Genomic DNA, 25139 nt, shown 5'->3' on the forward strand with positions numbered 1-25139 from the left:
ATTAGCCAGCCATTCTAAGAGGTATTTTAACAAACTTTTCTACAAAATGCTGAAAAATAAAGCATTTTAGGAAAATATTTTAACAAAGGACAGATAATATACTCTATATATCCAGGGTTGGCGATATTGATGAGAAGCTGGCAATTTTGTTCAGAGAAAAAGTCCTTAAGCTTATTGACAGACAGGAATGTAAAATAAACTTTATAGTAGACCTTGCCATGGCAGGGAAGGAAGCGTCTGAAGCAAGAAAAATATTTAAAGAAATAAGTGAAAATAACAAAGTTGAGAAAATTTCAATGATTGGACTTCATCCGGTTGCTAGAGTGCTTGCGTCATTTATTATGGGAATTTCTAGAAATAAGAACATGCGTATTTTTAAGACAAAAGAAGAAGCCCTGGCCTGGCTTAAGGAGTAACGATGCTGAGTGAAACGAAGCCGCCCCTCGGGAGGACAAAATTAAAAGAAGTCAGTCTCAGGCGTAGAAGAAATAGACAGGGAAGCTTTTCTTGAACTGGTAAATAGAGCCGAAGGGAATGTGAAAGCTCTTATAGATCTTAATAAAACAGCAAAGCAGTCATTAGGAGCAAGGAAGGAATGGCAGGAGCTTATAGATCATGAAAAAGTTGAGAAACTTGATTTTTTGGAATGCATCGGGTTGCGAGAATACTTGCCTCATACAGTATAGGGCTTGCAAAAAAGAAAGATGTTCGGTTTTTCAATAAAAGGGAAGACGCAATTACATGGCTTAAAAAGTGAAGGGAAGAAAATGCAATTGAAGCGGGTTAAGGGATAAAGAATGAAAATGGAATTCTTAAATAAAAAGGAAAAAAACAGCGAAATAACCGTAGGAGAGAACAGGTTGTATCTTGGACAGGATAATATTCTTTATATCAATATTGCCGAAAATACTGCTATGGTCATTAAAGAAGCTTGTGTCATTCTTGAGAAAAAAATAAAGGAAAAAGCTGATGTCTTAGTGGATATTAACAAATCGGATAAGACATCGCTTGAAGCAAAAAAATATTCAGAGAATTGATTGAAAGAAAGAAAGTTAACAAGGCTGCTTTAATAGGATTACACCCGGTAGCGAGGGTTTTAGCTTCCTTCTTTATTGGATTCGCGAAAAACAGAAGAACACGGTTTTTTAAATCAAAAGAAGAAGCTCTTTTGTGGTTTAAGGAGGAGTGAAAATGCGAAGCGAAGCGGATTCCGCTTCAGGCGGAGAGGAAAATTCAAATGAAAGTCGTATAAACAGGATTATAGAGTATATAATAAAAGTAGCAGGCGGTGATTATTCCGTCCAGCTGGAGGTTTCAGACAAAAATGATGAAATAGATTCATTAGCGGTGGGATTCAATATGATGGCGGAAGACATAAAAAATAATGTTGAAAATATTAAGAAAGATATGGATATTCAGGGTGTTTTGAACAATATATTAAGTCTACAGATAAAAGATAACTCTATTGAATATATCTTGGAATATTCGCTGAAACAGATTCTTTCCATTGCATGGCTTTCTTTAGAGTCGAAAGGTGCTGTATTCCTTGTAGAAAATGAAAATGATACTCTGGTTATGAAGGTTCAAAACGGATTTTCTTCCTCTATTCAAGACATCTGCGCAGAAGTTAAATTTGGACAATGCTTTTGCGGGCGCGCGGCCTTGACCGGTGAAGTACAATTCGCGGATTGTATTGATGAAAGACATGATGTTAAATATGAAGGCATGAATAATCATGGGCATTATTGCATCCCAATTGTTTCATCCGGAAGAGTTTTAGGAGTAATTAATACATATCTGAAAATCGGTCATAAGCTGGGTGAAAAAGAAGAGCAGTTTCTTAAAGCTGTGGCTGATATCCTGGCAAAAATTATTGAGAATAAAAACATTGAAAAAGAAAAGGAAAAGCTTCAGGAAAAACTTTTTCAATCAGAGAAAATGTCTGCTATCGGAAAGTTGGCGAGCGGTGTGGCTCATGAGATTAATAATCCTTTGACCGTCATTCTGGGCTATTCCCAGATAGTACTGAAAAGATTAAAAGAGGATAATGAGTTTTACAAGCCCTTGAAAATGATTGAAAAAGAAACAGTGAGGTCTAAAATCCTGGTGGAACAGCTCCTGCAGTTTTCTAGAATGCAAAAAGTGGTTTTTATTCCGTTTGATCTTAACAAAGCCGTGGAAGAAATAATTCAGATAGTCATCAGCAAGTGCAAGGTTTCAAATATTGAGCTGATTCCAGAATTGGATGCAGGGGTCGGGTTAATCTCAGGAAGCAAAAACCAGATCCAGCAGGTAATAACAAATCTCTGTAATAATGCCATAGATGCCTCGAATGAGGGTGGTAAGGTATGGGTAAGGACAAAACATTTCAAGGATTTTGCCCTGCTTGAGGTGGAGGATAAAGGGTCGGGTATTTCGGAAGAAATAAAAAAACAAGTATTTGAACCTTTTTTTACAACGAAAGAGGTCGGGAAAGGCACAGGATTGGGATTAAGTCTGTCGTTTGAAATAATAAAAAAGCACGGTTTTGAGATAACTTTAGAAAGCGAAAAGAATAAAGGTTCGAAGTTCATGGTAAAAATACCTTACAGTTCTTTAAAAAATATCTGCTAATTTTCATTTGACAATTCTTTCCATATTTACTATAATAATTTAAAATAATTTCACGGGGGTGAGATAATATGAATAATCTTATTATCGAAGAAACCATTGAAAGAAAAATATTGCTTTTTAGAGGGCAAAAAGTAATGCTGAGTTATGACTTAGCCGAACTATATTGCGTGGAGCATAAGCGAAAGAAACTCTGAACGGTTTCCGCAAGACTTCATGTTTCAGTTAACCCGGGAAGAATATGACGTTTTGCGGTCGCAATTTGCGACCGCAAATGATAAAACAAAAATAAGATATGCCCCGTATGCTTTTACAGAACAAGGAATAGCGATGCTTTCGAGCGTCTTGAATAGCGACAGGGCGAGATTAGAGTTAACATTGAAATAATGCGCGTCTTTGTCGCTTATAGGAATCACCTTTTGGCAAATAAAGACATTGCATCTAAGTTCAAAGAAATAGAAGAAGATCTTGGAAAACATGATAAAGCAATAACCAAGCTTTTATGTGATATGTTCCTTTTAATGTATCCGGAGAAGAAAGATAACAAAAAGATAGGGTTCAGAAAAGAGTGAAAATGCCTCAATTTCAGCGAGACAGATGTCTCTAATTCATTCACGGGGGTGAAAAGTATGAAAAAAATCAACAGAAGTAAAGGTCAGACAATCGCGGAGTATGCTTTGATAATTGGGCTTGTTGCGGTTATCATAATAGGGGCGATGAAAATATTTGGTGGTTCGGTTGCAGCCGGCTTTGCTAAGATTGGAGCCATGATAGCGGGAGCGTTTTAAAAGAAATAGCAGTTTGTAAAGTCTATAAGGTTTGTAAAGTTTTTAAAGTCAAATCGTTGAAGTTTGATTATGTTTTGCATTGTCAAAGACGGTTGACAAAAGCCTGTAGAATAAGATAAAGATTCCTTTGAAAAAACCTTACAAACTTTATGAACTTTAAAAACACTATTAACCGTTTTACTGGAGTAAAACGCGGCCAGGTACTTGTTGAATTTGCATTGATAATTCCAATATTTATATTGGTGTTTCTTTGTATTGTGCAAACGGCTATGATATTTAATGCACAGTATACTGCAAACTACGCTTCTTTTTGCGGGGCCAGGGCGGCTATCGTGCATGCGAAAATTCCTGATAAACCGGATGTATATGCTAACCTGGCTGCCAGGTTTGTTTTAAATGCCGGATCATTAAACCCGTTGAAGCAAATTGCTTTGGTCAAGGGGGAGTATATGCTTTTTGAATACCGGGTTACGGTAACCATACTGGTAAGAAATTACATACCTGGATACAATCTCATCGTTCCGGTTTTTCCCGTGAAAGGGTCAACAAGGTTGCCTATAGAATGAAAAAAACAAAAGGACAAACAGCTGTACTTCTGATTATTATTTTGCCCATTATTATTCTTATTCTTGCCTATACGCTTTCTCACGGGAAATTGATTTACCGTCGGATGAAGCTTCAAAATGCCACGGACGGTGCGGCCTATACCTCCGCCCTTTGGCAGGCGCGGGGGCTGAATATTGTTTCTGATCTTAACTGGTGTTTGGTAGCCGCTTTCACCGCAGAATCCGCGAGTTTAAAGTTTACGTACCCGGTCACAAAATCGGTTGCTCTTTCCCAGGATATGGTAAACAGGACTTTTCCGGGAACTGGGGCATATGCCGGCTACAGTAATTTTAAGAGTAATTTTTCAAATGGAACGGCTGTTAAGCTGGATTTAAAAGGAATGTTTTCTCTAAAGGTAAAAAGAATCGGTCCCTTTAAAGACCTTCAATATATGGTTAAGGATACTACAAAAGGCTGGGTTGATCAAAAAAACCGGGGCCCTTATTCTCTTGTCAACGGACTCGGATATCCTGAGCCGGGCTTTATCGGGATAGGTGCTTTTGGTTTTGGAATTCCTTTTATGAATGCGTTTGCACAAGCCATGCCGGACAAAGAAGATACGGATTTAAGAAAACTTTTAAATGATATGGATGTGAGTCTGGTTACCGGAGACCTCTGGGATCCGTCGTACGCGCCGAGACTCATACCTGTATCTCTTGGCGGTCCTATTCTTTCAAAAGGAGTAATGCATTGAAAAGAAGAAAAAGTAAAGGCGCGGCGCTGGTGGAGTTCATGCTGGTTGTTCCGGTCATAATTCTCCTGTGGACCGGGTTGTATAAATTAAACTCATTATATGTCATTAAACAAAAATTAGCAGTATCGGCGCGGTGCGGGTCGTGGCTGGACAGAGACGGTGTATCCGGAAGTTTACTTGAGCCAAGAATGATGGAAGACCTCTCTACGTGCAAATTGATTAAACTTCAAAACTGTACGATTGTAGGCTTAACAAAAGCCATAAAGCCGATATACCGTGATAAAGCAAGTGAACTTACGGTCCGATATCTCGCGGACAATGTGCCGGCTCCGGCTCCGCTATTTTTGGAAGAAAAATTCTCTCTCGGGCATAACTCCTGGATAGTCGGACCAAAGCGGAATAAAAATCTGGATATTTTAAAGGATAAAACCAAACCAAAATGGCAAGATATCTTTTTTTAATACTGGTGTTAACCGGAAATTTGTTTTCTAAGGTTTATGAAGATTTAGACAGGGGAGCTTTGCAAAATGTTACTTCCCTGGAACTTCGTATTAACGGTGCCGTTGGGTCGGGGAAAGTGTTTTATTCAAAGTTTGATCTTAATACGGCAAAAGATGCTTTCAGGTCGTTCATGCGGGGAAAAGGTTTTTCTGAAACAGGGGACTGTGGAAATATTGCAAGTTATCAAAACGGGGAAATGAAAATAAAGGCAATATTTTCCCCCGGTGAAAAAGGTACGGCGATAATTGCCCTGGAAACCAAAGGTGAGGAGAAAAGAACAGAAGACGGCGATGTTCCCGGAGCAGACCTTGTTGACATTCCCCGTCCAAAAAACAGCAAAAGAGAGCTCTGCCTCGAACGTCTCTCCGGAAAAGAAAGATCCACGACTATAATATACGAAATAAAAGAATCCCCCTCCTCCTGTGCTAATTATTATCAAAATCTAATGGAAAATTACGGCTGGTCCTCTATTCTTTCCGAAAAAAGCAAGGAAGGCACTCTGCTTGCTTTTGAAGCCACCAACAAATGGTGCAACATTTTTATCGGCAATGAGAGAGTTATAATGTCGCACTATTCACGATAAGGCGAGCATATTGACGATTTACGATTGACAATTTACAATTTAATGTTGGCGGATAGAAGACTCCGCCTTCCTAAAGAGTTATTGTAAAAATATTAAAATACTAGAGGGGCTTTTACCGCTTACCATAGATTGTCAGTCGTCAATCGTAAATTGTAAATAGCTGTATTCTCATCATCCTTATTGATTAAAAAGCCCCTTTCTGGTATATAAGTAATATATGAAACTTGGCATTGTTGGTTTACCCAATGTAGGAAAGTCCACGCTTTTTAATGCCCTGACTAAACTTGCGGCGGAGGTGGCTAATTTTCCGTTCACAACAATTAATCCTAATGTCGGGATTGTTACTGTTTTTGATGAGAGGTTGGAAAAGCTCTCAAAGATAATTCCTCATGAAAAGCTGACTTTTACTACCGTTGAGTTTGTTGACATTGCGGGACTGGTTAAAGGTGCTTCCAAGGGGGAAGGGCTTGGCAATCAGTTTTTATCCCACATTCGTGAAGTTGATGGAATACTCCACGTGGTCAGATGTTTTGAGGATGAAAATGTCGTGCATGTTTCCGGTAGCGTTGACCCGGTCAGGGATGCGGAGATAATAAATACCGAACTTCTCCTCGCTGATCTTGAGCATGTAGAAAAAGGTTTTCAAAAAATACAAAAGCTTTTAAAAACCAATAACAAAAAAGTATTTCAAGAACAGGATATGCTAAGGAAGATTAAAGAAAATCTTAACAAGGGAGTTCCGGTCCGCTTAATTAAATTTGAAGAGCACGAAGCGGAGTTCATGACGCAGTACTTTTTCCTGACAAGCAAGCCGATGTTATATCTGGCAAATGTAAGCGAGAATAAATCCCCTGCGGTTACAAAGTTGAAGGAAAAAGCCAAAGAAGAAAACGCCGAAGTGGTGGAAATAATGAGCAAGCTGGAGCTTGAAATGTGTTCTTTGACCGAAGAAGAATGCAAAGAGTTCGGAAAAGAGTACGGTATTGACGAAGCCGGTTTGAAGCGTCTTGTTAAAGCCGCGCATTCGCTTCTTGGCCTTATAACATTCTTTACTGTAAAAGAACCCGAAATCAGATCCTGGTCCATCTCCGCAAATACTAAAGCCCCGAAAGCCGCCGGAAAGATACACTCCGATATGGAAAGGGGTTTTATAAGCGCTGAAGTAATTAACACAGAAGAACTTTTAAAGATAGGTTCCTGGTCAGAAGCCCGCGCCAAAGGTGCCCTTGCCCTGCAAGGAAAAGAGTACACCGTAAAAGACGGCGACGTGATACAATTTCGTTTCGGGCTTTAGTTTTTTCCCAGCACCAAGCACCCAGGACCTGAAACCTGCCTCTTTAAAACCCAAGCATAATCCAACAGTTTTCTGAGTGTTTTCGGGCTAAATTATGTTGAGTTTCCCCATTTTTTCGAGTATAACTCACAAAAAGCATGCAAACTAAGGCAAAACGGATTTTTTGCACGTGGAGTTTTCCTGTTTTCTGTGACTTGTGAGCAGCGTACAGAAATTTAAAGAAATGTTCGGAAAAAGGCTGAATTGTTCGAGCAAAGCGAGTTATTCGGCCGCCGAACATGGAGATAAATTTCCTCCAGTTGCGAATCGGAACAGAAAACGGGGAAACTTCACTAAATTATGTATTGCAATATTTTCTATTTTTGCTATAATACTACTTCGCAATAGTCCAAAGCTGCGAGTATCTACGCGGTCAGGACTGGGTTGTTTGCGGAAAAATATGAAACATTCTGTATCGGAGCGAATACGCCGCTTTTGATGCGCCGGCAATACCCGGTTAACGCGGTCCCAGCCTTCTGAAACCGCAGAAAGCCAAAGATGGGTATTTGCTATTTAATTATTTAATTCTATGTAAGGAGGATTTTACTTTGATAGTTTATGAAACGACATTTGTTGTAGACGGTAAGACCCCGGAAGCGGAAGTGGAAAAGCTCACGGCGAAGTTCACCCAGATTATCACCACGGCAAAGGGTGAGATAGTAAAGATAGAAAAGCTGGGAAAGAGAGAGCTTTCTTATATGATAGGTAATTCCAAAGACGGTTACTATGTATATATCGAAGCAAAGATGGACGGGGAAATAGTAAAAGAGGTTGAAAGAAATTACAGGATCAGTGACGCGGTTTTAAGATACCTCACTATTAAAAAGGTGATACATAAACCGATAAAGAAGAAAAAGAAAAAAGTAGTTGCGGCTGCGTCCACTGCTCCTGCAGTGCCTTCTGTGCCCGCAGCAAAATAAAAGTATTTTCTCAAAGTATAGGAAAAAACAAAAGAGGTTAGGCAAGAATTGTTAAAGTTTGAATCAGTGTCCACCTGCGGTGATATCTAGTCCGCTACAATGCTGAGCGAGACCACGCCAATAGGCGGGCCAAGGGCGGAGAATCCAAAATCTGTGGAATCTTTTTAAGGGGGATATAATGGCCAGTTTAAATAAAGTAATGTTGATAGGCAATCTCACCAGAGATCCGGAGTTGAAATATATTCCGAGCGGGTCCGCGGTTGGTACTTTAAATATTGCTGTAAACAGGAAGTACAAAGCCCAGGACGGGTCGCTAAAAGATGATGTTTGTTTTGTCCGGGTGACAGTATGGGGAAAGCCTGCGGAAAATTGTAATGAGTATTTAAGTAAAGGCAGCCCGGTTTATATTGAAGGAAGACTTCAATTTAAAAGCTGGGAGAAGGATGGACAGAAGAGATCATCTCTGGATGTTGTAGCAGAACGCGTCCAATTTTTAGGCGGAAAGAAAGGGGCGGCTACAGGCGGGGATTCAGAAGCTATTCCTGAAGAACCTATTGAAGGCGCAGCCGGCGGCGGATCGGAAGAAGACAAGCCCCCGTTTTGACAGTCTGTTGAAAATTTAGAATAAAGGACATCTGACAGACTGTCACCTCGTCATTTGCTCTCAAATGACGGGTAACAGCAAAATACAACGCAGTTGTAACAAAATACTAAAAATCTAAAATGGATCCCCGACTAAAGCTTCGGGGACGGCGTGCTAGAGGAATAAATCTTGCGCCGATATAAAGGAGCAATGTAATGGAAAATAGATATGAATCCAGAGGTGAATCAAGAGGAGACTCCAGAGGCGGCGATAGAGGAGGGGACAGGGGCGGTTCGAGGTCTGATGGTCCCGGCGGCAGAGGTGCCAGACCCAGAGGTAAATTTTTTAAAGGTCCGAGAAGAAAACAGTGCAGATTCTGTACCGAAGAGAATATGACCATAGATTATAAAAATGTAAGTATGCTCCGCCAGTTTTTAACGGAAAGAGCAAAGATTGTTCCAAGGAGAACCACCGGTAATTGCGCGAAGCATCAGAGACAGATGACCGAAGCCGTAAAAAGGGCAAGAGTTCTCGCCCTGGTACCTTTCACGGTGGAATAGTAAAAACAGCAAGCAAAGCAAAAACAGTAAGTGAAGTAGAAGAAGTAAGAAAAGAAAATGAAGAGAGATCATTGCTAAGTTTTTGCTTGTATCAGTGGAATCAGATGTTTTGTAATCTGTGGAATCTACTTCAATAAAGGAGTACTTAAATGAAAGTCATACTTATTAAAGATGTTGATAAAATAGGAAAGAAAGGCGATATTAAAAATGTTTCTGACGGTTATGCCAGGAACTTTTTATTTGCAAAAAATGTTGCTGTTCCTGCTACGGAAACAAGTATAAAAGGTGTTGAAGAGATGAAGAAGAGGGATGTTATTAAGCTTGCGAAGGAAAAAGAGGTATTCGTAGAACTTGCATCCAAGCTTGGAAAGCTTTCTCTGACGATAACAACACAAGTCGGCGAAGAAGATAAGATGTTTGGTGCTGTTACCACTGAAGATATTGCCGAAGCTATAAAAAAAGAAGGCTTCGAAGTGGATAAGAGAAAGATCGATCTTGTCGAACCTATTAAAGCTCTTGGGGCTTTTGATGTGGGAATAAAGCTTCATCCTGAAGTTACCGCGACCGTTAAGGTCTGGGTAGTAAAAAAGTAGCTCTTATTCGTAGTTGCCCGATTCCCTCCCCTCCAAAGAACCGGCGGGCAGGCATAAAGATTGGCGGGCACAAGCATCGGGCCGCCTGATATCATGCCTGAAGCATGATTCGCCTCAGGCGGAAAACAGGCAACTACAGTTTTTCAAATTAAATTATTTTTTACCGGGAATACTATGGCAAATGAGAAGCTTCCGCCGCAGAACATAGAAGCCGAGAAATCGGTTATAGGTTCGATGCTTATAGAACCTGAGGCCTTGCAGAAAGTTGTTGAGCTGCTCAAGGAAGACAGCTTTTACAGGGATTCGCACAGAAAAATATTCTCTGCGGTGATGCGCCTTTTTGATAATAATCAGCCGGTTGATCTCATTACCGTAGCTGAAGAGTTAAAAAAGAATAATGAGCTTGACAGGGTGGGCGGAGCGGAATATATTGCAGAACTCATTAATACGGTTCCGACCGCCGCTAATGTCGAATACTACGCGGGTATAGTTAAGGAAAAAAGTGCTCTCAGAGATCTGATAAATATTTCAACTGCAATAATTACGGATGCCTATAATGAAAATTCTGTAGCAGATACACTTCTCGATAAAGCAGAGCATCAGATATTTTCCATATCGGAAAAGCGTATACGTCCGGGATTCCTCAAAATGAAGGATTTGGTGCATGCTTCTATTCAAAAAATAGAAGAACTTTCATATAAACAGGTTCTGGTCACCGGGGTTCCTACCGGTTTTGAAAAGCTTGATGAGATGACTACCGGCCTTCACGGCGGAGAACTCATAGTTATTGCGGCCCGTCCTGGTATGGGTAAAACCTCTCTATGTCTTTCCATAGCCCTCAATGCTTCCATCAGATATAAAATACCGGTTGCTATTTTCTCTCTTGAAATGGCCGCGGATCAAATAGTACTCAGAATGCTCTCCGCTGAAGCCAGAGTATCCATGCACCGGTTAAGATCCGGAAAAACCTATGATAATGAATGGCCGAATATTACCATGGCGGCAAGTCACCTGGCAGAGGCGCCGATATATATAGATGATTCTTCGAGTATTTCTGCGCTTGAGATTAAAGCAAAGTGTAGAAGATTGAAAGCCGATAAAGATATCGGACTTATAGTTGTAGATTACCTTCAGTTAATGGAGAGTACGAGAGGTACGGAAAACAGAGTACAGGAAGTTTCGCAGGTGACAAGAAGTCTGAAGGGACTGGCAAAAGAAATGGGAGTCCCGGTTATTGTAGCTTCCCAGCTTTCCCGCGCCACTGAAAAACAGGAGAAAATGGAAAGAAGGCCGTTACTTTCTCATCTTCGTGAGTCGGGCTCTATCGAACAGGATGCTGATGCCGTACTTATGCTTTACAGAGAATCCTACTACAACAGAGAGATTGAAAACAAAGCAGAGACAGAACTGATAATTGCAAAGCAAAGAAACGGTCCCGTAGGTACCCTCAAAATAGCCTTCCTTGACGAATACGCAAAGTTCGACAATCTTACAATTGCCCCGCAGCCCCTGCCTTCTGCTCCGGAAGAAATGTGAAGAAGTGCAGCAAGGGAAGCAAAAACAGAAAGTGAAGTAGTCGAAGTAAAAAGCCTGGTCGCCTTTCTGCGTAGCAGTCCGCCAAGCTTAAGGGCGGAAAGAGCAGTAACAATAAGTTTTTTCGTAGTTGCCTGATTTATCAGGCGCTTTTCCGCAGGAAAAGTTCTCGTAAGGAAAATATTTATGTTAAGTAAAATCTTTTCGTAGCGTCGGCTGTCAATCCGACGAACTCTGCCGCAGAAGGGGCAAATCGAGTATATTTTTGCTAATACTACCTATAGCCAATTTAATCCTTCCACCCACTATATATTGCGTTAATATCAGACGGTAGTTTTTCCTGCCCTCATTAAATTGTAAATTCCTTTGTAGTTATCAACATACTTTGTTATAATATACTTTTGCAGTGGTAGTTCTTAAGGTTGTATCAGTGTCCACCTGCGGTGAGATCTCGTCTCGCCCTAGGCGGACGGAGAATCCGGTAGTTTTGTAATCTCATCAAAAGATCCGCCTTAAATAATTGGCGGAAGTGGAATCTTTTTGGGAGGAAGAGTTATATGAAAATGTCAAAGTTACTTATCAGCGGTTTGGTATTATTCTTAACTGTTTCGGGGTATTCACAAACACAGGATCTTAAACAGGAATTGCTGAATAAAGGTCTTGTAAGTAAAACTGATATTGAAAAAGCGTTAAAAGATCCCAACAATAAGGAAGCAGGCGAAACTCAAGTTGTTCTTCCCTCTAAAGAAGAAAAAAAACCGGAGATAGAGGTTCCTTCAGTTATTGAAGAGTTATTCATAAGAGAAGTAAAGGAAAAGCATGATGACTACATAGAAACAGGGAAAGAAAGTAAAGAAGGAGAAGCAGGGGAAGTAAAAGAAGCAGATACGGAAAAAGAAAAAAAGTTTTTAAAACAGTTTGGGTATAATATATTTAAGGCGGCGTCCACTACGTTTGCGCCTACGGACAATGTTCCTGTCGGACCGGACTATATTGTAGGGCCGGGGGACAATTTTGTGGTTTACGTCTGGGGTAAGCTGGTGCAGGAGACGTTCAGCTTGACTGTGGACAGAGACGGTAAGATATCACTCCCGAAAGCCGGGGCTGTGTTTTTATGGGGTATGAAGTTTGGGGAAGCGGAAAAACTCATAAAAGACGCCCTTTCTCAAAACTACGCTAATTTTTCTATCAACGTTACGATGGGCAAGCTTCGCACCATCAGGATCTTTGTCCTCGGGGAAGTGAAAAAGCCGGGCGGGTACACCATCAGTTCTCTTTCAACGCTCTTTCATTCTCTCTATGAAGCCGGCGGCCCGACAAAAGTTGGCTCTTTAAGAAAAGTAAAACTTATCAGGGATAATAAGGTCGTTTCCACCATAGACCTTTATGATTTCCTCTTGGTCGGCGAAAAGGGACTGGATGTAAAACTTCAGTCCAATGATACGGTTTTCGTCCCGTCCATCGGCGCGGTAGCCGGGGTAACGGGGAATATTAAAAAGCCCGGTATCTACGAACTTGCGGGAGAGACAAAACTTTCAGCTCTCATGAAAATGGTGGGCGGTGTCACCCCTTCCGGATATGTTTCGCGCATTCAAATAGAGCGCACGATAAACGGCGAGAGAAAAGCAGTCCTGGATGTAGAGCTTAAAACCGGGGACGCGCTAAAAGACGGCAAGGATATAATAGTAAATGACGGCGACCTCATCACGGTCTTCCCCATTAATAAGCTGAAATATAATTATGTCACCCTGTACGGTAATGTCGGCAGGCCTGCGGAATATGAGCTTACTCCGGGTCTCAAGGTGAAGGAGCTGATAGAAAAAGCCGGAGGCATTCTTCCCGGCACCTATTTAAACAGAGCGGAAATAAGCAGGTATAAAAATGACAAAGCGAGAGAGATAGTCGCATTTGACCCGGATAAACTTTTAAAGGGCGATGTGAAAGAAAATCAAGCGCTCAAAGAGTGGGATGAAGTCACTGTTTATTCCCAGTCTGAGATTCTCCCCGTTCAGTATGTTGAGATCAGCGGCGCGGTAAACAAAGAAGGAAGGTTCGAGCTTGCCGAAAAGATGAAAGTCTCGGATCTGATCTTCAAAGCCAAAGGCCTGAAAAAAACGGCCTCCATGGACTCAGCCGAACTCTTTAAGATAGTCTTCGGGAAACAGCCTGAAATCAAAAAGATAAACCTGAAAAAGCTCCTGGTAGAAGGGGTTTTCGATGAGGACTATATTCTTGAAGCCGGAGATCATTTATTCATAAGAGAAGAAACTTCCTGGACAAAGAAAAAGAAAATAACCTTATCAGGCGAAGTGAAATTCCCCGGAGTCTATGTTGCAGACAGTAATGAAAAGCTTTCAAGTGTATTAGAAAGAGCAGGCGGTTATTCTGAAAAAGCCTCTCCAAAATCTGCGGTATTTACCAGAGAATCTGTAAAAACCATTCAACAGAAAACGATGCTTAAGTATATGCAGCGTCTCCAGCAGGAAGTTGCCGCCGAAGGCGCAAAGCTTGCCGCTACCGGTCAGACAGATGCTGACACAAAAAAAGCAGCTGAGACAGTAAAAAGAAAGGAAGACCTGGTAAAAGTTTTAGGTAGTATAGATGTCCCGGGCAGACTTATCATCAAACTTGAGGATCTTAAAGCTTTTAAAGACAGCAAAGACGATATAATCATCGAAGACGGCGATTCTCTTTATATTCCACAAATTCCTTCGACAGTAAACGTCATAGGCAGTGTCTACAACCCCACAAGTATTGTTTACGAACCGGAGAGGAACATCCATTTCTATCTTGACCGCGTCGGCGGCACGACAAAAGACGCAGACAGAGGTGACGTATACATAGTTCGGGCCAGCGGCGAAGTCGACAAAAACAACGCCTGGGGCAAAAACATAGAACGCGGCGACACAATAATAGTCCCCGCCGAACTAAAAACCGAAACAAATTGGTTGAAAGTTCTGACAGATACCTCAACGATATTCTTCAACGCCGCAGTCGGTGTCTCAGCGATAAATAGGTAGAAGGTTCAGTTTGTAAAGTTTGTAAGGTTCATAAGGTTTGTAAGGTCTAAAATCGTGGAAGGATATTTATAAGTTAGAAAGCAGCAAAAGTAGGGTGACTGTACCGCTCTCTGGGACTGTCACCCGGTGAATGTAGTCTTTGAAATTGTACCAGAAGTTGCTAGTTGTATTGAAGAAAGTGCGGACAGTGTCCGCACAATGTCAGCTGTCATTGCGAGGAATTGACCGTTAGGTCAGGTTTATGACGAAGCAATCTATTAAAAAGAAAAACGTCTACATAATAGCAGGACCAAACGGTTCAGGCAAAACAACATTTGCAAAAATGTTCTTGCCTGAATATGCAAAATGCGAGAACTTCATCAATGCTGATCTGATAGCTCAGGGTTTATCGCCTTTTCATCCTGAGAACGCAGCTTTAAAGTCAGGCAAAATAGTATTAGAGCAGATAAAACAATATTCATCAGTTTTAATGGATTTCGGTTTCGAAACAACGCTTTCAGGAAAAATATACGCGAACTTGATAAAAGGACTAAAGAAACGAGGATACAACATACATATATACTTTCTTTGGGTTCCAAGTCCGGAAGTATCGTTAGCGAGGATAAAAGAGAGAGTAGCTGAGGGAGGACATGACATCCCCAAAGCAGACGTAATAAGAAGATACAAGCGCTCGATAGACAATTTTTTTCAAATATACAAAGACTTAGTCGATAATTGGATACTTTTTGATAACTCTAAATCAGCACCAAAGGTAATTGCTTCGTATTCCGATGGGAGCATTAAAATTATTATAGAAGATCTTTTTAGGAAAATAACAACGAGGTAATAATATGAGAAAAAAGACAAGCTTGAATGATAAAGCCATTGCAGCCATGAAAGCCGCCATAAAAGGTGTTATTGCTCAGCATAAGAAAACAGGCCGCCCTCTCCCAGTGTGGGAGAACGGTAAGCTAAAGTATATTTCACCAAACAAGCTATAAATAGTATATAGCCCCTGTCATCCCGTACTGAGATACGGGATCCAGTGTCTTTGATATGTAGTTGCCTGATTTCCGCCTGAGGCGGATCTGCCTAAGGCATGATATTGAGCCGCTTGATTAATCAAGCAACTACAAAAGGTGTTTTACCTCCTCATTTGCAATGAGGATAAAGACCATAAACCTCGCATTACCATTGCGAATGGCATTGGTTGGTTCAGGGCTGAGCCGTGTACCCGAAGGCGTTTGCATTACCTGAGTGGTGCATGGTCGTTTTTGACGAACTATTTTACAAATATCGATGCAACAGCTTATATATGTTGACATATTCTAATGGTGGTCGTATACCAAGTGTAGTTAGTATACAAGGTGCCACTATAGCAACCGTAATATCAAAGAAAGTGCGGTCACTGACCGCACAATGTTCCACGAATGGCGCTAGTTCTTTAAAGGAAAATAATTCTGCGAGCCAGCTATTAGGCGAGTCAGTCCGCCAAGCTTAAGGGCGGAGGTAAAAGTTTCTTGAAAGAGGGTGACTGTCCCGCTCTCTGGGACTGTCCACCCGGTGTCTGAAGCATAATGGAATGGGTCAATGCAGGTAAGATGACAAGCAGGAGAAGAAACTAAAATGAAAGATACGGTAATACAAGGAAAGTTTAATTTTGAAGACATGGTACAAGCATTGTGCTCTGTCGATCAAAGTCTTTCTCAACAAACAGTCAAAGCAATCAATATAAATTTAACTATGCGTAACTGGATTATTGGCATGTATATTTCCGAATATGAAAGAGTAGGCACTGACAGAGCAAAATACGGTGATTTGCTTATGGATACGCTCTCGGAAAAGCTAATAAACAATGGCTTATCAAGATGTGATCGGCGAGAATTATACCGTTATTGTAAGTTTTATCAAATTTATCCTCAAATTGTGGAGTCACTGACTCCACAATTTGTACCGGAAATGAAGTTAATACCAGTTAAAAAACAAAAGAAAATGGAGTCAGTGACTCCACAATTGATGATTCCGGTAAAAAATCTTATAGAAAAGCTGTCATTCACTCATTTTGCTGAGCTTATAGAAATAGATGATGTTTCAAAGCGCTTGTATTACGAACACGAATGCATTCGCGGCAATTGGTCGGTAAGAGAACTTGAACGGCAAATAAATTCGCTTTATTATGAGCGCCTTGGGCTTTCCACAAACAAAAAGAAACTTGTTGGGCTGGTATCGAAAAAAGCAGAACAAAATAAGCCGGAGCTTGTCATACGCGATCCTTATGTTTTTGAGTTCCTGGGCCTGAAACCAAAAGAAGTCGTTAAAGAGTCCGATCTTGAAAGTGCGTTGCTGGATAAACTTCAGGAATTCCTGCTTGAATTGGGTTATGGTTTTTGTTTTGAAGCCAGACAAAAAAGAATAAATATCGGTGGAGAATATTGTTTTGTCGATCTTGTGTTTTACCACCGTGTTTTAAAATGCCATGTTCTTGTAGAATTAAAAGCGGATAAGTTCAAACACGAGAATGTAAGTCAGCTGAATACATATGTTAACTGGTATAAAAAGTGTGAAATGACAAAAGGCGACAATCCGCCTATAGGAATTCTTTTATGCACACAAAAAAACCATGAAATGGTCGAGTTTGCCTTGGCAGGCATGGACAACAAGCTTTTTGTAAAGAAATATCAATTAGAACTACCCAAGAAAAAAGAAATAACAAAGTTTCTTAAAGGAAAATAAGTATTTGTTTTGTCGTCCCCGAGTGCAGTCTTTTTGCTTTTGCCCGCCGGTCTTTTTGGAGGGCTTTTATCGGGGATCTCGTTAGACCTCGCCACATTGTGGCGGGAAGGTTCAGTGTATTTGTCTTTACCCGTAGTCGCCTGATTAATCAGGCCGCTCGCCTTCGCCGGCACGGCCTAAATCGAGCAACTACAAAAGTATTTTTTAAAGGAAAATAATTCTGCGAGCCAGTTGTTAGGGCGAGACAGTCCGCCAAGCTTAAGGGCGGAGTCAATCGTCATTCGTAAATCGTAAATGCTATTAAGGGAGGTTTTAAATGTCCGACGAATTATTCGAACCCACATTACTCGACTATTGGAACATAATTTGTACAAGCTTCTCTGCGATTTTCTACAATACTGCCGTAGGCGTTTCAGTAATTAGTAGATAAAATGAGATTTCTCACTGAAAGCGTATTTGTATGAGTATTTTAAATATTTATTGAAGTTAGAAACTGACTAATAATATTTGACTTGGGGGTAAAATAATAATGGAAAATAATACTGACTCAATAAGTCTCGTTGAACTCTGTAAAGCTTTTAAAAAGAATTTAGGAATTATTATTATCATCGTGTGTGGTTCATTAGTTGCATCTTTTGTTTTTACAATTCTTACTCCAAAAAAATACATAGCAACGGCAACTGTATTGTCTCCGGAAATGGAGCAGCAAAGCGGTAAAAGTAGTATGATTGGTGGATATTTAGGAGCCGCAGTTTCAGATATGTTTGGAGGAAATTACAGTACAAATGTAGTTTTGTCCATGCTTAAAAGTCGTAAAATGGGAGAAGCTATAATAAATAAATTTAACCTTAAGGATATTTTATATACACAATCAACGGAATCTGCGTTGTCATTTCTTAGCGGAGCTGCTACATTTGTTGTTACAAAAGAAAAGTCTATCAATATTTCAATAGAAAGCAAAGATCCTCAACTATCTGCAGATATAGCAAATTATTATGTCAGCTATTTAGATGTTATGAATAATGAACTTTTGATAACAACTGCAAAACCGGTAGTACGAATTCTAGACAGAGCTGTGCCTCCGGAGCATAAATCCAAGCCATCACTTTCTAAAAATATGTCAATAGCACTCGTGGTTTCTATGGTTATTGGTTTCTTCTTCGTATATTTGAAAGAGTTGATCAGGCGGAATAATGAAAAAGCCAAGTAATTTAAAGTATTGGGATGGACTTTGGGATTCCCCTGTAAATGAAGAAGATGATAACTATATACTTGAAAAAGAGATAAAGAGTATTCGATGGCAAAGAATAGAAGAGGGGCTAAAGAAGCATTTTGGGTCAATAGACAGAATTAGTAGCATAGAAATTGGGGGAGGGATGGGTACTTATTCTGCCATAATGGCGCGAAATGGAGCTAAAGCAAGAATTCTTGACTATTCAAAAACAGCTATAGATAGAAGCAAGATATTCTTTGAAAAAAATAAGGTTAAGGCAGAATATTCCCAAGTTGACATTTTCCATATGGACCATTCTCTTTTTAGCAAGTTTGATGTTTGCATGTCTTTTGGGCTAGCCGAACATTTTAAAGGTAAGCAAAGAACAGATGTGCTAAAGGCCCATCTTGACCTTGTTAGAGCTGGGGGAGTAGTTATAATTTCTGTTCCAAACAAGTATAATCCGTTCTACATGCTTTATAAAACCGTTTTTGAATTTTTTGGCAAATATCCGGTGGAAGAATATCCATTTACCAGGAATGAATTAAGAAAATATTGTGTAAGTAATCAAATTAATGATTATTATTTCATTGGAGACTCTATAATGTATTCTCTAAATTATCTTTATTGCCTTATTTACAGGATAAATCCTTTTGTTATTTTTAAAAAAATATTTAAGATAAAAAATAAATATTACATAAGTAAGATTAAGAAAGAAAAAGGTACCATAATAGACGCCTACTTCGGTTATGCTTTGGTTCTTATTGGAAAAAAATGAAAATTGGCATATTGATTGTTACCCCATCGTTCTCTCCTGATATTGGCGGCATTGCCTCCCATTTAGATGACCTATGTTCTGTTCTGGAAAAAAAGGGATATTTGGCTTATATTGCAACCTGTCAACCCATTATAAATAATAGAAAAGACAAGTACTTTGAAAAAAATAAAAGTTTTTATGTATTTCGCATGCCTCTTTTGGGGTGGAAAAGATTTATTTTTACAGGTAGGCTTAGATTTATATATGAGAACATTTTGTTGCTATTTCCTTGCCTATATTTTCTGATTTTTAAAAATAAGGAAGTAAAGGTCATTCATTCGCAAAGTTTTGCGAGCAGCTTCCTTGTCTATGTCCTTGGAAAGATTTTTAAAAAGAAGATATATTTAAGCACTCATAATATTTTTAAATATAATGACAGAAAGCTCAGCAATAGAGTTATTCGAAGAGTTCTAAATAAGTATAATCATATATTTTGTGTTTCAAAAGAATCTGCGAATGAATTAGTAGAAATTGGTGTAAATGCAAAGAGGATAAGTGTTTATACACACTGGGTAAATAACAAAATATTTATTAAGCAGGACCAAGGTAAGTGTAGACAAGTCTTAGGTTTAAAGCAAGTATTTACAGTTGTTTATGTCGGAAGGTTAGAACATTCAAAGGGCATAGATATCATGATTGACCTAATAAAGAATCTAAAAGATGTTTTTTTTATTATTATTGGTGATGGAAACAAATATCGGGAGTTGTTTGAGTTAGCAAATACTTGTGCTAACCTGCTCCTTATCCGAGACTTAGAAAACTCGAAAATTCCTCAGTACTTATGCGCTTCAGACATTTTAGTAATACCAACGGTAGAGAAGGAAGGATTTGGGAGGGTCATTATAGAGGCTTTTTCTTGCGGAGTAAGTGTTATAGGAACAAATATCGGCCGAATACCTGAAATTGTCAGTCCTGAAGTTGGGATAATTGTCAGTCAATCATTCCGGTCGAACATAGAAAAGGCGTTAAGAGAGCTTAAAGATGATAAAGAAAAATTATTTAAACTATCAGCTACTGCTAGAACGTATGCAGAAAAATACTATAGCTCACATAATGCCGATATATTTTTAAAAAAATATGAAGAATAAAATATTAATCATAAGCAGTTCGTTCCTGCCTAGTCTTGGTGGCATCCAGACGCATCTGGATGATCTATGCCGGAGTCTGGTAAAATCAGGTTTTCATGTTTATGTGATTACACTGAAGCCTTCCGGAGTAAAAGGTGTAAAAATAATAGAGCAAAATAAAGACATGTGTATTTTTAGAGTACCTCAATTTTGGCTTGAAAGACTTAGAATAATAAAGCTGAGGTTTGTTCTTGAAAACTCAATATTATTTTTCACCTCTCTTGCTTTTATGCTGATTAATGGAAGAAAAATAGAAATAGTGAACGGCCATGGCTATTCTCCTTTCCTTGTTATATTGAAATATGCGTTTAGGAATAAAAGATTTATATTTACAACTCACCATTTATACAACAGCCTGGGTCGATCTAAATTTAGGAATAAAATAGTCAAATGGACATTGAATGGGCTTGATCATATTCTTGCTGTGTCAAGTATTTCTAGAAATGAGATAATAGACTTAGGAATAAATCCTTTAAAAGTTACAGTATACGATCAATGGGTCAATGCTGATATATTTTATCAGAGAGATAAAACAGCGGCAAAAATAAAAACAGCGCTTAATGGAAAATTTGTAGTTTTATTTATGGGCAGGTTTGCAAAAGAAAAAGGTCCGGGTCTTTTGGTGGAGATTGCAACGGAAATAAAGGAAGATATTTATTTCGCTTTTGCTGGAGCGGGTTTGTTAGAGGAGTACATTAAGAGAACGGCAGCGGTTAATAAAAGGATACTTATGCTGGGCAAGATTGCTAATATGGATATTCCAAATTATTTAGCTGCTGCAGATATAATCGTTGTTCCTTCCTTATGGGAAGATCCAAGACCAAGGGTTCTTTTGGAAGCTTTGGCTATGGGGCTTCCCATTGTTGCAACAAAAAGAGGTGGCATTCCTGAAACAATATTAAATGCCGGTATAATTGTTAATGAACCTGTTAAAGATGGAATAAAAGAAGCAATTCTGATGCTTTTTAGAGAGCAAAAGAAGAGAGAGATGTATTCTCAAAAGGCATTGAAGCTTTCAAAGATTAAATATTCCGAGGATAATGCTAATTTTATTATAGGATTGCTTACAGGTAATGAAAGATATTAAAGATATATATAAAGCATTGTTGTATTCTATTTTATGCGGAGTTATTGCGCTGTCTATAGGTTATATTTCAGCGAGAATGGACATATTAATTATATTTCTTACCTTTGCATTAATACTTTCGTTTGTCTTGACAAAACACTATGAATTGCCGATGGCCCTGTTATTTAATGGGTTATTCGTTTATTTTTATGTTGTGTATAAAGCTGGTTTTAATACTAATTCCTTGCTTACGGGCGGTTTTTATGGGATGCTCGCATTTACCTCAATAGTAGGTGGAATGAAGTATTTTAAGGAGATAAGAGTCACGATGGTTGATATATTGATGACCGTCTATTTTGTCCTGTACTATCTTAGTTTTCTGATGTTTTCATCAGACAATCCTGGTTCAATTCAGAAGATGACTCTTTTTCCGTTACTTGTAATTACTCCCTATTATTCAATGCGTCTTTTAAGTAAGACGGAAAATATAAGGAGATTCTTCGTATTTGTGATAATTGTTACCGCATTGTTAATCGTTCCATCGCTACTCGAATTAATATTTAATCCTATTCATGCCCATTCCTCGAGATTCTCTTTATACAAATTTGAAAATGTACCTGATAATCCAATACTGTTTGGAATTACTTTTGCAATATTGATAGTAATATTAGGAATCAGAACGATTGAAACAAAAAAAAATATATACATAAATTTGGTGGCGATTATTATTTCGCTATTTCTTTTATTGAGAAGCGGATCTCGCGGAGCGGTTGCAAGCTTGGCGGCGTGTATAATATTCTATCTACTATTTCTGTCAAAAATCAAATTAAAATCTAAAATATTGTATATATCAATTTTTAGCCTATTTTCTATTCTTATTGTCTATATTTTACCATCGCAAGTAACAGATTTTTATGCCTATACATTTTCGGATGAAGCACAGATTAGCGAAGCAAGTTCTGTATACCAAAGGATTACAATGTGGGATCAAGCGACTAACGAGTTCCTTCAAAACCCCGTCACAGGTGTAGGAATGGGAAACTCCGTTGGTGGAAGCGGATTTCCTCATAATATAATATTGGAGATATTAGCGGAGTTTGGAATAATAGGATTTGTCTTTCTTGTGTTACTGTTAAACATTGTGATTAGGCATGCTTTTATTGTAAGCAAAGGCAGTAATAAGAATGCCTTATATATGAGAATAGCGCTTGTTTTATTTATATATAATTCAATTGAAGGGCTTTTTAGTGGCTTTCTTGGTAATCAGACCACAATCTATATGGGAATAGGCATGATTGAATCACTATATGTGATTAATAAAGGAAGAAATGAATAAAATAGTAAAGAACATAATATCAACATACTCCTCAAATGTTATAAACAAATTCATGAGTTTTGCTCTTCTGATAATTATTGCAAGAAAATTTGATGTTCTTGTTTTTGGACTTGTATCGTTTGCAACGGTTTTTATTGACTACTTTTCTGTGTTAGCAAGTCTAGGTATCGAATCTATCGCGATAAGAAACTTATCTAAAAATAGGTCTTTAAGAAATGCATATTACTCAAATGTGTTAATATTGAGAATTGTTCTTTCTATTTTGGCGTTAATATTGATAATAGTGTCAGCTTTAATAATTGGGTATAAAGATATAAAACTGTGGCTCATATTGCTTTATGGCGTGAATATGTTCCTCTCAGCTTTCAATGTTAATTGGATATTCTCATCTCATGAAAAATTGGAGTTAACTGCGGCTTCAAGAACTATCAATAACATAGTTATGTTCGGAGTTTTAATGATGTTCTTAAGATATTCTACGAGCATTCTTATGCTTCCAATTATGCAAATCTTTTCAACTTCAATTACGATAGTTATGGAATACATAATATATATACGCGTTTTCGGTCGACTGAAGTACATTTTTAAAAAGAAATTGTTTGCCGGAATATTACGCTCATCTATACCTATCGGTATTTCTACCATTTTGATAAAAATCTGTAACAATTCAAGCATTCTTTTTCTATCATTTATGACCAGTGATCTCTCTGTAGGACTATACAATGCCGCCTTTCGGCTTATTTATATGATACAGACTATAGCCGACTTATTCTTTGTAACCCTATATCCGACAATGTCTAATCTTGTTAACAAAATAGAAAGTTTTGAAAAAGTTTGTTCTATCGCAATTAAGATTATGGCAATTGTAGCTCTGCCTATTTTTATTGGTGGGTTAATTTTGGCTGATAAAATTATTTTGCATCTCTATGGAACAGGTTATATAAATAGCGTGCTAACTTTTCGGCTCTTGCTGGTTTATTTATTAACAAGCTATATAGGTGGAATATTTGGCTACGTTATTATGATAAAAAGGAAAGAAAGTACTTTGCTTAAAATGGTTTTTATAAACTCAGTCCTAAATGTGTTGCTTAACTTAATTTTGATACCAAAATATGGAATAGAAGGGGCTGCTATTTCAACAATAGTTCCAACATCTGCGTTATTCTTCTTCTGGCTTAGGGAATATAGGAAAGTTGTTAATACAAGATATTATTCTCTTATTAAACTGCCTGCGATTGCTGCAATAATTATGGGTATATTTTTATATTTTATTAATATTCCTAATCTATATGTATCTATACTTGTTGGTTTCCTAATCTATAGTATTACTATTTATTGTTTTGGAGAACTGAAAGTGTTTTTAGAGCTGAAGGAAATAAAGTTTAAAGCAGAAACTATTTTATGATTAAAATTCAATTTAAGGGAAACGGACAATATATATGCGAATACTCGAAAAAATAATAAAAAATGGAGTTAAGCGAAGTCTAATTATTCTGTTTATTAAAATTAGAAATATTATTTTTGGCAAATATAGAAGATATTTCATTATGGGAAAAGCAAAAGAAGCATTGAAGAATATTGATATTCTATTAAGCACTCCGAAGTTCAATGAGATCACTAGCTTAGAAATAATTAGGAAGTGCTTGGATCTCTCAATCCAAGATGAGAAGTTCTTCAAAAAAGTATTATTTGGGCTTGAATCGTATGGCGGGACACTTGTTGGCGGGTATGATGTTTTTGACCAAAGAGTTTTATATGGATTAATAAAATATCTTGGGATTAAGACGGTGTTTGAGTGCGCACCTTGCAAAGGCTTAAGCACTGCTGTTATTCAAAGAGCCTTGCCGGAAAATTGCGAGCATATTAGTTTTGATATTAATAATAATAGCGCTGATATTGTAAAAAATATCCGCAAATATTCAGGTAAGCTTAAAAACTGGAAATTTGAGCTAGGTGATTTTAGGAATACAGTGAAAAAATACAGAGAAGAATTCAAAAAAATAGATTTTCTATTTATAGATGCTGATCATAGTTGTGAGTTTGCAAAATGGTATCTTGATGAATCTGGTATTCTCGAAGCTATGCGGCCCGGATCTATTATTCACATTCACGACATATATCCTCTAGACAAGGAACCAAAGGCAAAATGGTTTGTTAAAAATGGAGAATCAAAATATTTTAATCAATGGGTGTTTGAAAACAAGCATAAATATGAGATATTGTATACTTACGAGCTGAGCCGGCAGAGAGAGATAACATCAAGTTATGATAAAAACTTATTTTATAACTCTGAGGGATATTTGGCAAACAATCCAACAGTATATTTAAGAAAAATTAATTTATAAGTAAAGGATTCAAATGCAAATTGGCAATAAAAAAGTAATATATAAAGTATTTGAATATTTTCAATACAAAATTGAGCAAGTATTGTTTATTAAATTGTTTTTGTTTTGGCAAAGTACAATTCCCCCAAAGCAGTGGACACAAAGAAGAGATGGTGCTAATATAGGAACCGTCTCAGGGACGGAGGTGTCCAATGGAAGA

General features: G+C 38.3%; 24 protein-coding genes and 1 pseudogene. 24 read left to right on the forward strand and 1 reads right to left on the reverse strand.

All coding sequences use genetic code 11. The features are described from left to right. Positions 1 to 146: 146 nt before the first annotated feature. The 8 genes from A2536_05190 (at position 147) to A2536_05225 (ending at position 7076) form a co-directional block, all read left to right on the forward strand. Entirely contained in the window at positions 147 to 416 is a 270-nt protein-coding gene (locus tag A2536_05190; protein OGF46200.1) for a hypothetical protein, read from the forward strand. Positions 417 to 797: 381 nt separating this feature from the next. Beyond that, complete coding sequence (locus tag A2536_05195) at positions 798 to 1037, forward strand: hypothetical protein (protein ID OGF46201.1); 240 nt, start codon at positions 798 to 800, stop codon at positions 1035 to 1037. Positions 1038 to 1191: 154 nt separating this feature from the next. Further along, a complete protein-coding gene (locus A2536_05200; GenBank protein OGF46202.1) occupies positions 1192 to 2613 on the forward strand; it encodes a hypothetical protein in 1422 nt (473 codons plus the stop codon). A gap of 934 nt (positions 2614 to 3547) precedes the next feature. Further along, on the forward strand, positions 3548 to 3964 hold the full coding sequence (locus A2536_05205) for a hypothetical protein (GenBank protein OGF46203.1): 417 nt from the start codon (positions 3548 to 3550) through the stop codon (positions 3962 to 3964). Further along, positions 3961 to 4698 carry a hypothetical protein gene (locus A2536_05210; protein OGF46204.1) on the forward strand — a complete coding sequence of 246 codons (738 nt, stop codon included), beginning with the start codon at positions 3961 to 3963 and terminating at the stop codon, positions 4696 to 4698. Before A2536_05205 ends, A2536_05210 begins: the two co-directional genes overlap by 4 nt. Next, positions 4695 to 5159 carry a hypothetical protein gene (locus A2536_05215; GenBank protein OGF46205.1) on the forward strand — a complete coding sequence of 155 codons (465 nt, stop codon included), beginning with the start codon at positions 4695 to 4697 and terminating at the stop codon, positions 5157 to 5159. Before A2536_05210 ends, A2536_05215 begins: the two co-directional genes overlap by 4 nt. Further along, positions 5138 to 5782, forward strand: a complete 645-nt coding sequence (locus A2536_05220; protein ID OGF46206.1) for a hypothetical protein — start codon at positions 5138 to 5140, stop codon at positions 5780 to 5782. The genes A2536_05215 and A2536_05220 overlap by 22 nt, the downstream gene beginning before the upstream one ends. Positions 5783 to 5999: 217 nt before the next feature. Beyond that, entirely contained in the window at positions 6000 to 7076 is a 1077-nt protein-coding gene (locus A2536_05225; GenBank protein ID OGF46207.1) for a redox-regulated ATPase YchF, read from the forward strand. Between the two features lie 43 nt (positions 7077 to 7119). Here the strand turns inward: A2536_05225 and A2536_05230 are convergent, their stop codons facing one another. Next, positions 7120 to 7356, reverse strand: a complete 237-nt coding sequence (locus A2536_05230; GenBank protein OGF46208.1) for a hypothetical protein — start codon at positions 7354 to 7356, stop codon at positions 7120 to 7122. A 307-nt stretch (positions 7357 to 7663) separates the two neighbouring features. Between A2536_05230 and A2536_05235 the strand changes: the two genes are divergently transcribed. The 16 genes and pseudogenes from A2536_05235 (at position 7664) to A2536_05310 (ending at position 25139) form a co-directional block, all read left to right on the forward strand. After that, positions 7664 to 8035: a 30S ribosomal protein S6 gene (locus tag A2536_05235; protein OGF46209.1), complete on the forward strand. Its 372-nt coding sequence runs from the start codon at positions 7664 to 7666 to the stop codon at positions 8033 to 8035. A gap of 178 nt (positions 8036 to 8213) precedes the next feature. Further along, positions 8214 to 8639, forward strand: a complete 426-nt coding sequence (locus A2536_05240; GenBank protein ID OGF46210.1) for a single-stranded DNA-binding protein — start codon at positions 8214 to 8216, stop codon at positions 8637 to 8639. A gap of 194 nt (positions 8640 to 8833) precedes the next feature. After that, complete coding sequence (locus A2536_05245) at positions 8834 to 9178, forward strand: 30S ribosomal protein S18 (GenBank protein ID OGF46211.1); 345 nt, start codon at positions 8834 to 8836, stop codon at positions 9176 to 9178. A 149-nt stretch (positions 9179 to 9327) separates the two neighbouring features. Then, the gene (locus tag A2536_05250) at positions 9328 to 9771 is read left to right on the forward strand and encodes a 50S ribosomal protein L9 (protein OGF46212.1); all 444 of its coding nucleotides are present in this window, start codon (positions 9328 to 9330) and stop codon (positions 9769 to 9771) included. A gap of 174 nt (positions 9772 to 9945) precedes the next feature. After that, positions 9946 to 11307 (forward strand): replicative DNA helicase, encoded by a 1362-nt coding sequence (locus tag A2536_05255; GenBank protein ID OGF46213.1) that lies wholly within the window; start codon positions 9946 to 9948, stop codon positions 11305 to 11307. A 554-nt stretch (positions 11308 to 11861) separates the two neighbouring features. Continuing rightward, positions 11862 to 14324 (forward strand): hypothetical protein, encoded by a 2463-nt coding sequence (locus A2536_05260; protein ID OGF46214.1) that lies wholly within the window; start codon positions 11862 to 11864, stop codon positions 14322 to 14324. A 241-nt stretch (positions 14325 to 14565) separates the two neighbouring features. Beyond that, positions 14566 to 15150, forward strand: a complete 585-nt coding sequence (locus tag A2536_05265) for a hypothetical protein (GenBank protein ID OGF46215.1) — start codon at positions 14566 to 14568, stop codon at positions 15148 to 15150. A gap of 779 nt (positions 15151 to 15929) precedes the next feature. Then, entirely contained in the window at positions 15930 to 17036 is a 1107-nt protein-coding gene (locus tag A2536_05270) for a cytoplasmic protein (protein OGF46216.1), read from the forward strand. A 529-nt stretch (positions 17037 to 17565) separates the two neighbouring features. Next, a complete protein-coding gene (locus A2536_05275) occupies positions 17566 to 18246 on the forward strand; it encodes a hypothetical protein (GenBank protein ID OGF46217.1) in 681 nt (226 codons plus the stop codon). Then, on the forward strand, positions 18230 to 19027 hold the full coding sequence (locus A2536_05280; protein ID OGF46218.1) for a hypothetical protein: 798 nt from the start codon (positions 18230 to 18232) through the stop codon (positions 19025 to 19027). The genes A2536_05275 and A2536_05280 overlap by 17 nt, the downstream gene beginning before the upstream one ends. Then, positions 19024 to 20154, forward strand: a complete 1131-nt coding sequence (locus A2536_05285; protein OGF46219.1) for a hypothetical protein — start codon at positions 19024 to 19026, stop codon at positions 20152 to 20154. The genes A2536_05280 and A2536_05285 overlap by 4 nt, the downstream gene beginning before the upstream one ends. A 103-nt stretch (positions 20155 to 20257) precedes the next feature. After that, entirely contained in the window at positions 20258 to 21280 is a 1023-nt protein-coding gene (locus tag A2536_05290) for a hypothetical protein (GenBank protein ID OGF46220.1), read from the forward strand. After that, positions 21267 to 22595: a hypothetical protein gene (locus tag A2536_05295; protein ID OGF46221.1), complete on the forward strand. Its 1329-nt coding sequence runs from the start codon at positions 21267 to 21269 to the stop codon at positions 22593 to 22595. Before A2536_05290 ends, A2536_05295 begins: the two co-directional genes overlap by 14 nt. Next, positions 22588 to 24000 carry a hypothetical protein gene (locus A2536_05300; GenBank protein OGF46222.1) on the forward strand — a complete coding sequence of 471 codons (1413 nt, stop codon included), beginning with the start codon at positions 22588 to 22590 and terminating at the stop codon, positions 23998 to 24000. Before A2536_05295 ends, A2536_05300 begins: the two co-directional genes overlap by 8 nt. Before the next feature lie 34 nt (positions 24001 to 24034). Next, the gene (locus A2536_05305) at positions 24035 to 24940 is read left to right on the forward strand and encodes a hypothetical protein (GenBank protein ID OGF46223.1); all 906 of its coding nucleotides are present in this window, start codon (positions 24035 to 24037) and stop codon (positions 24938 to 24940) included. 13 nt (positions 24941 to 24953) lie between these two features. Then, positions 24954 to 25139, forward strand: a pseudogene (locus tag A2536_05310) (hypothetical protein).

The sequence above is a fragment of the Candidatus Firestonebacteria bacterium RIFOXYD2_FULL_39_29 genome, from assembly GCA_001778375.1.
GTDB lineage: Bacteria > Oederibacteriota > D2-FULL-39-29 > D2-FULL-39-29 > D2-FULL-39-29 > D2-FULL-39-29.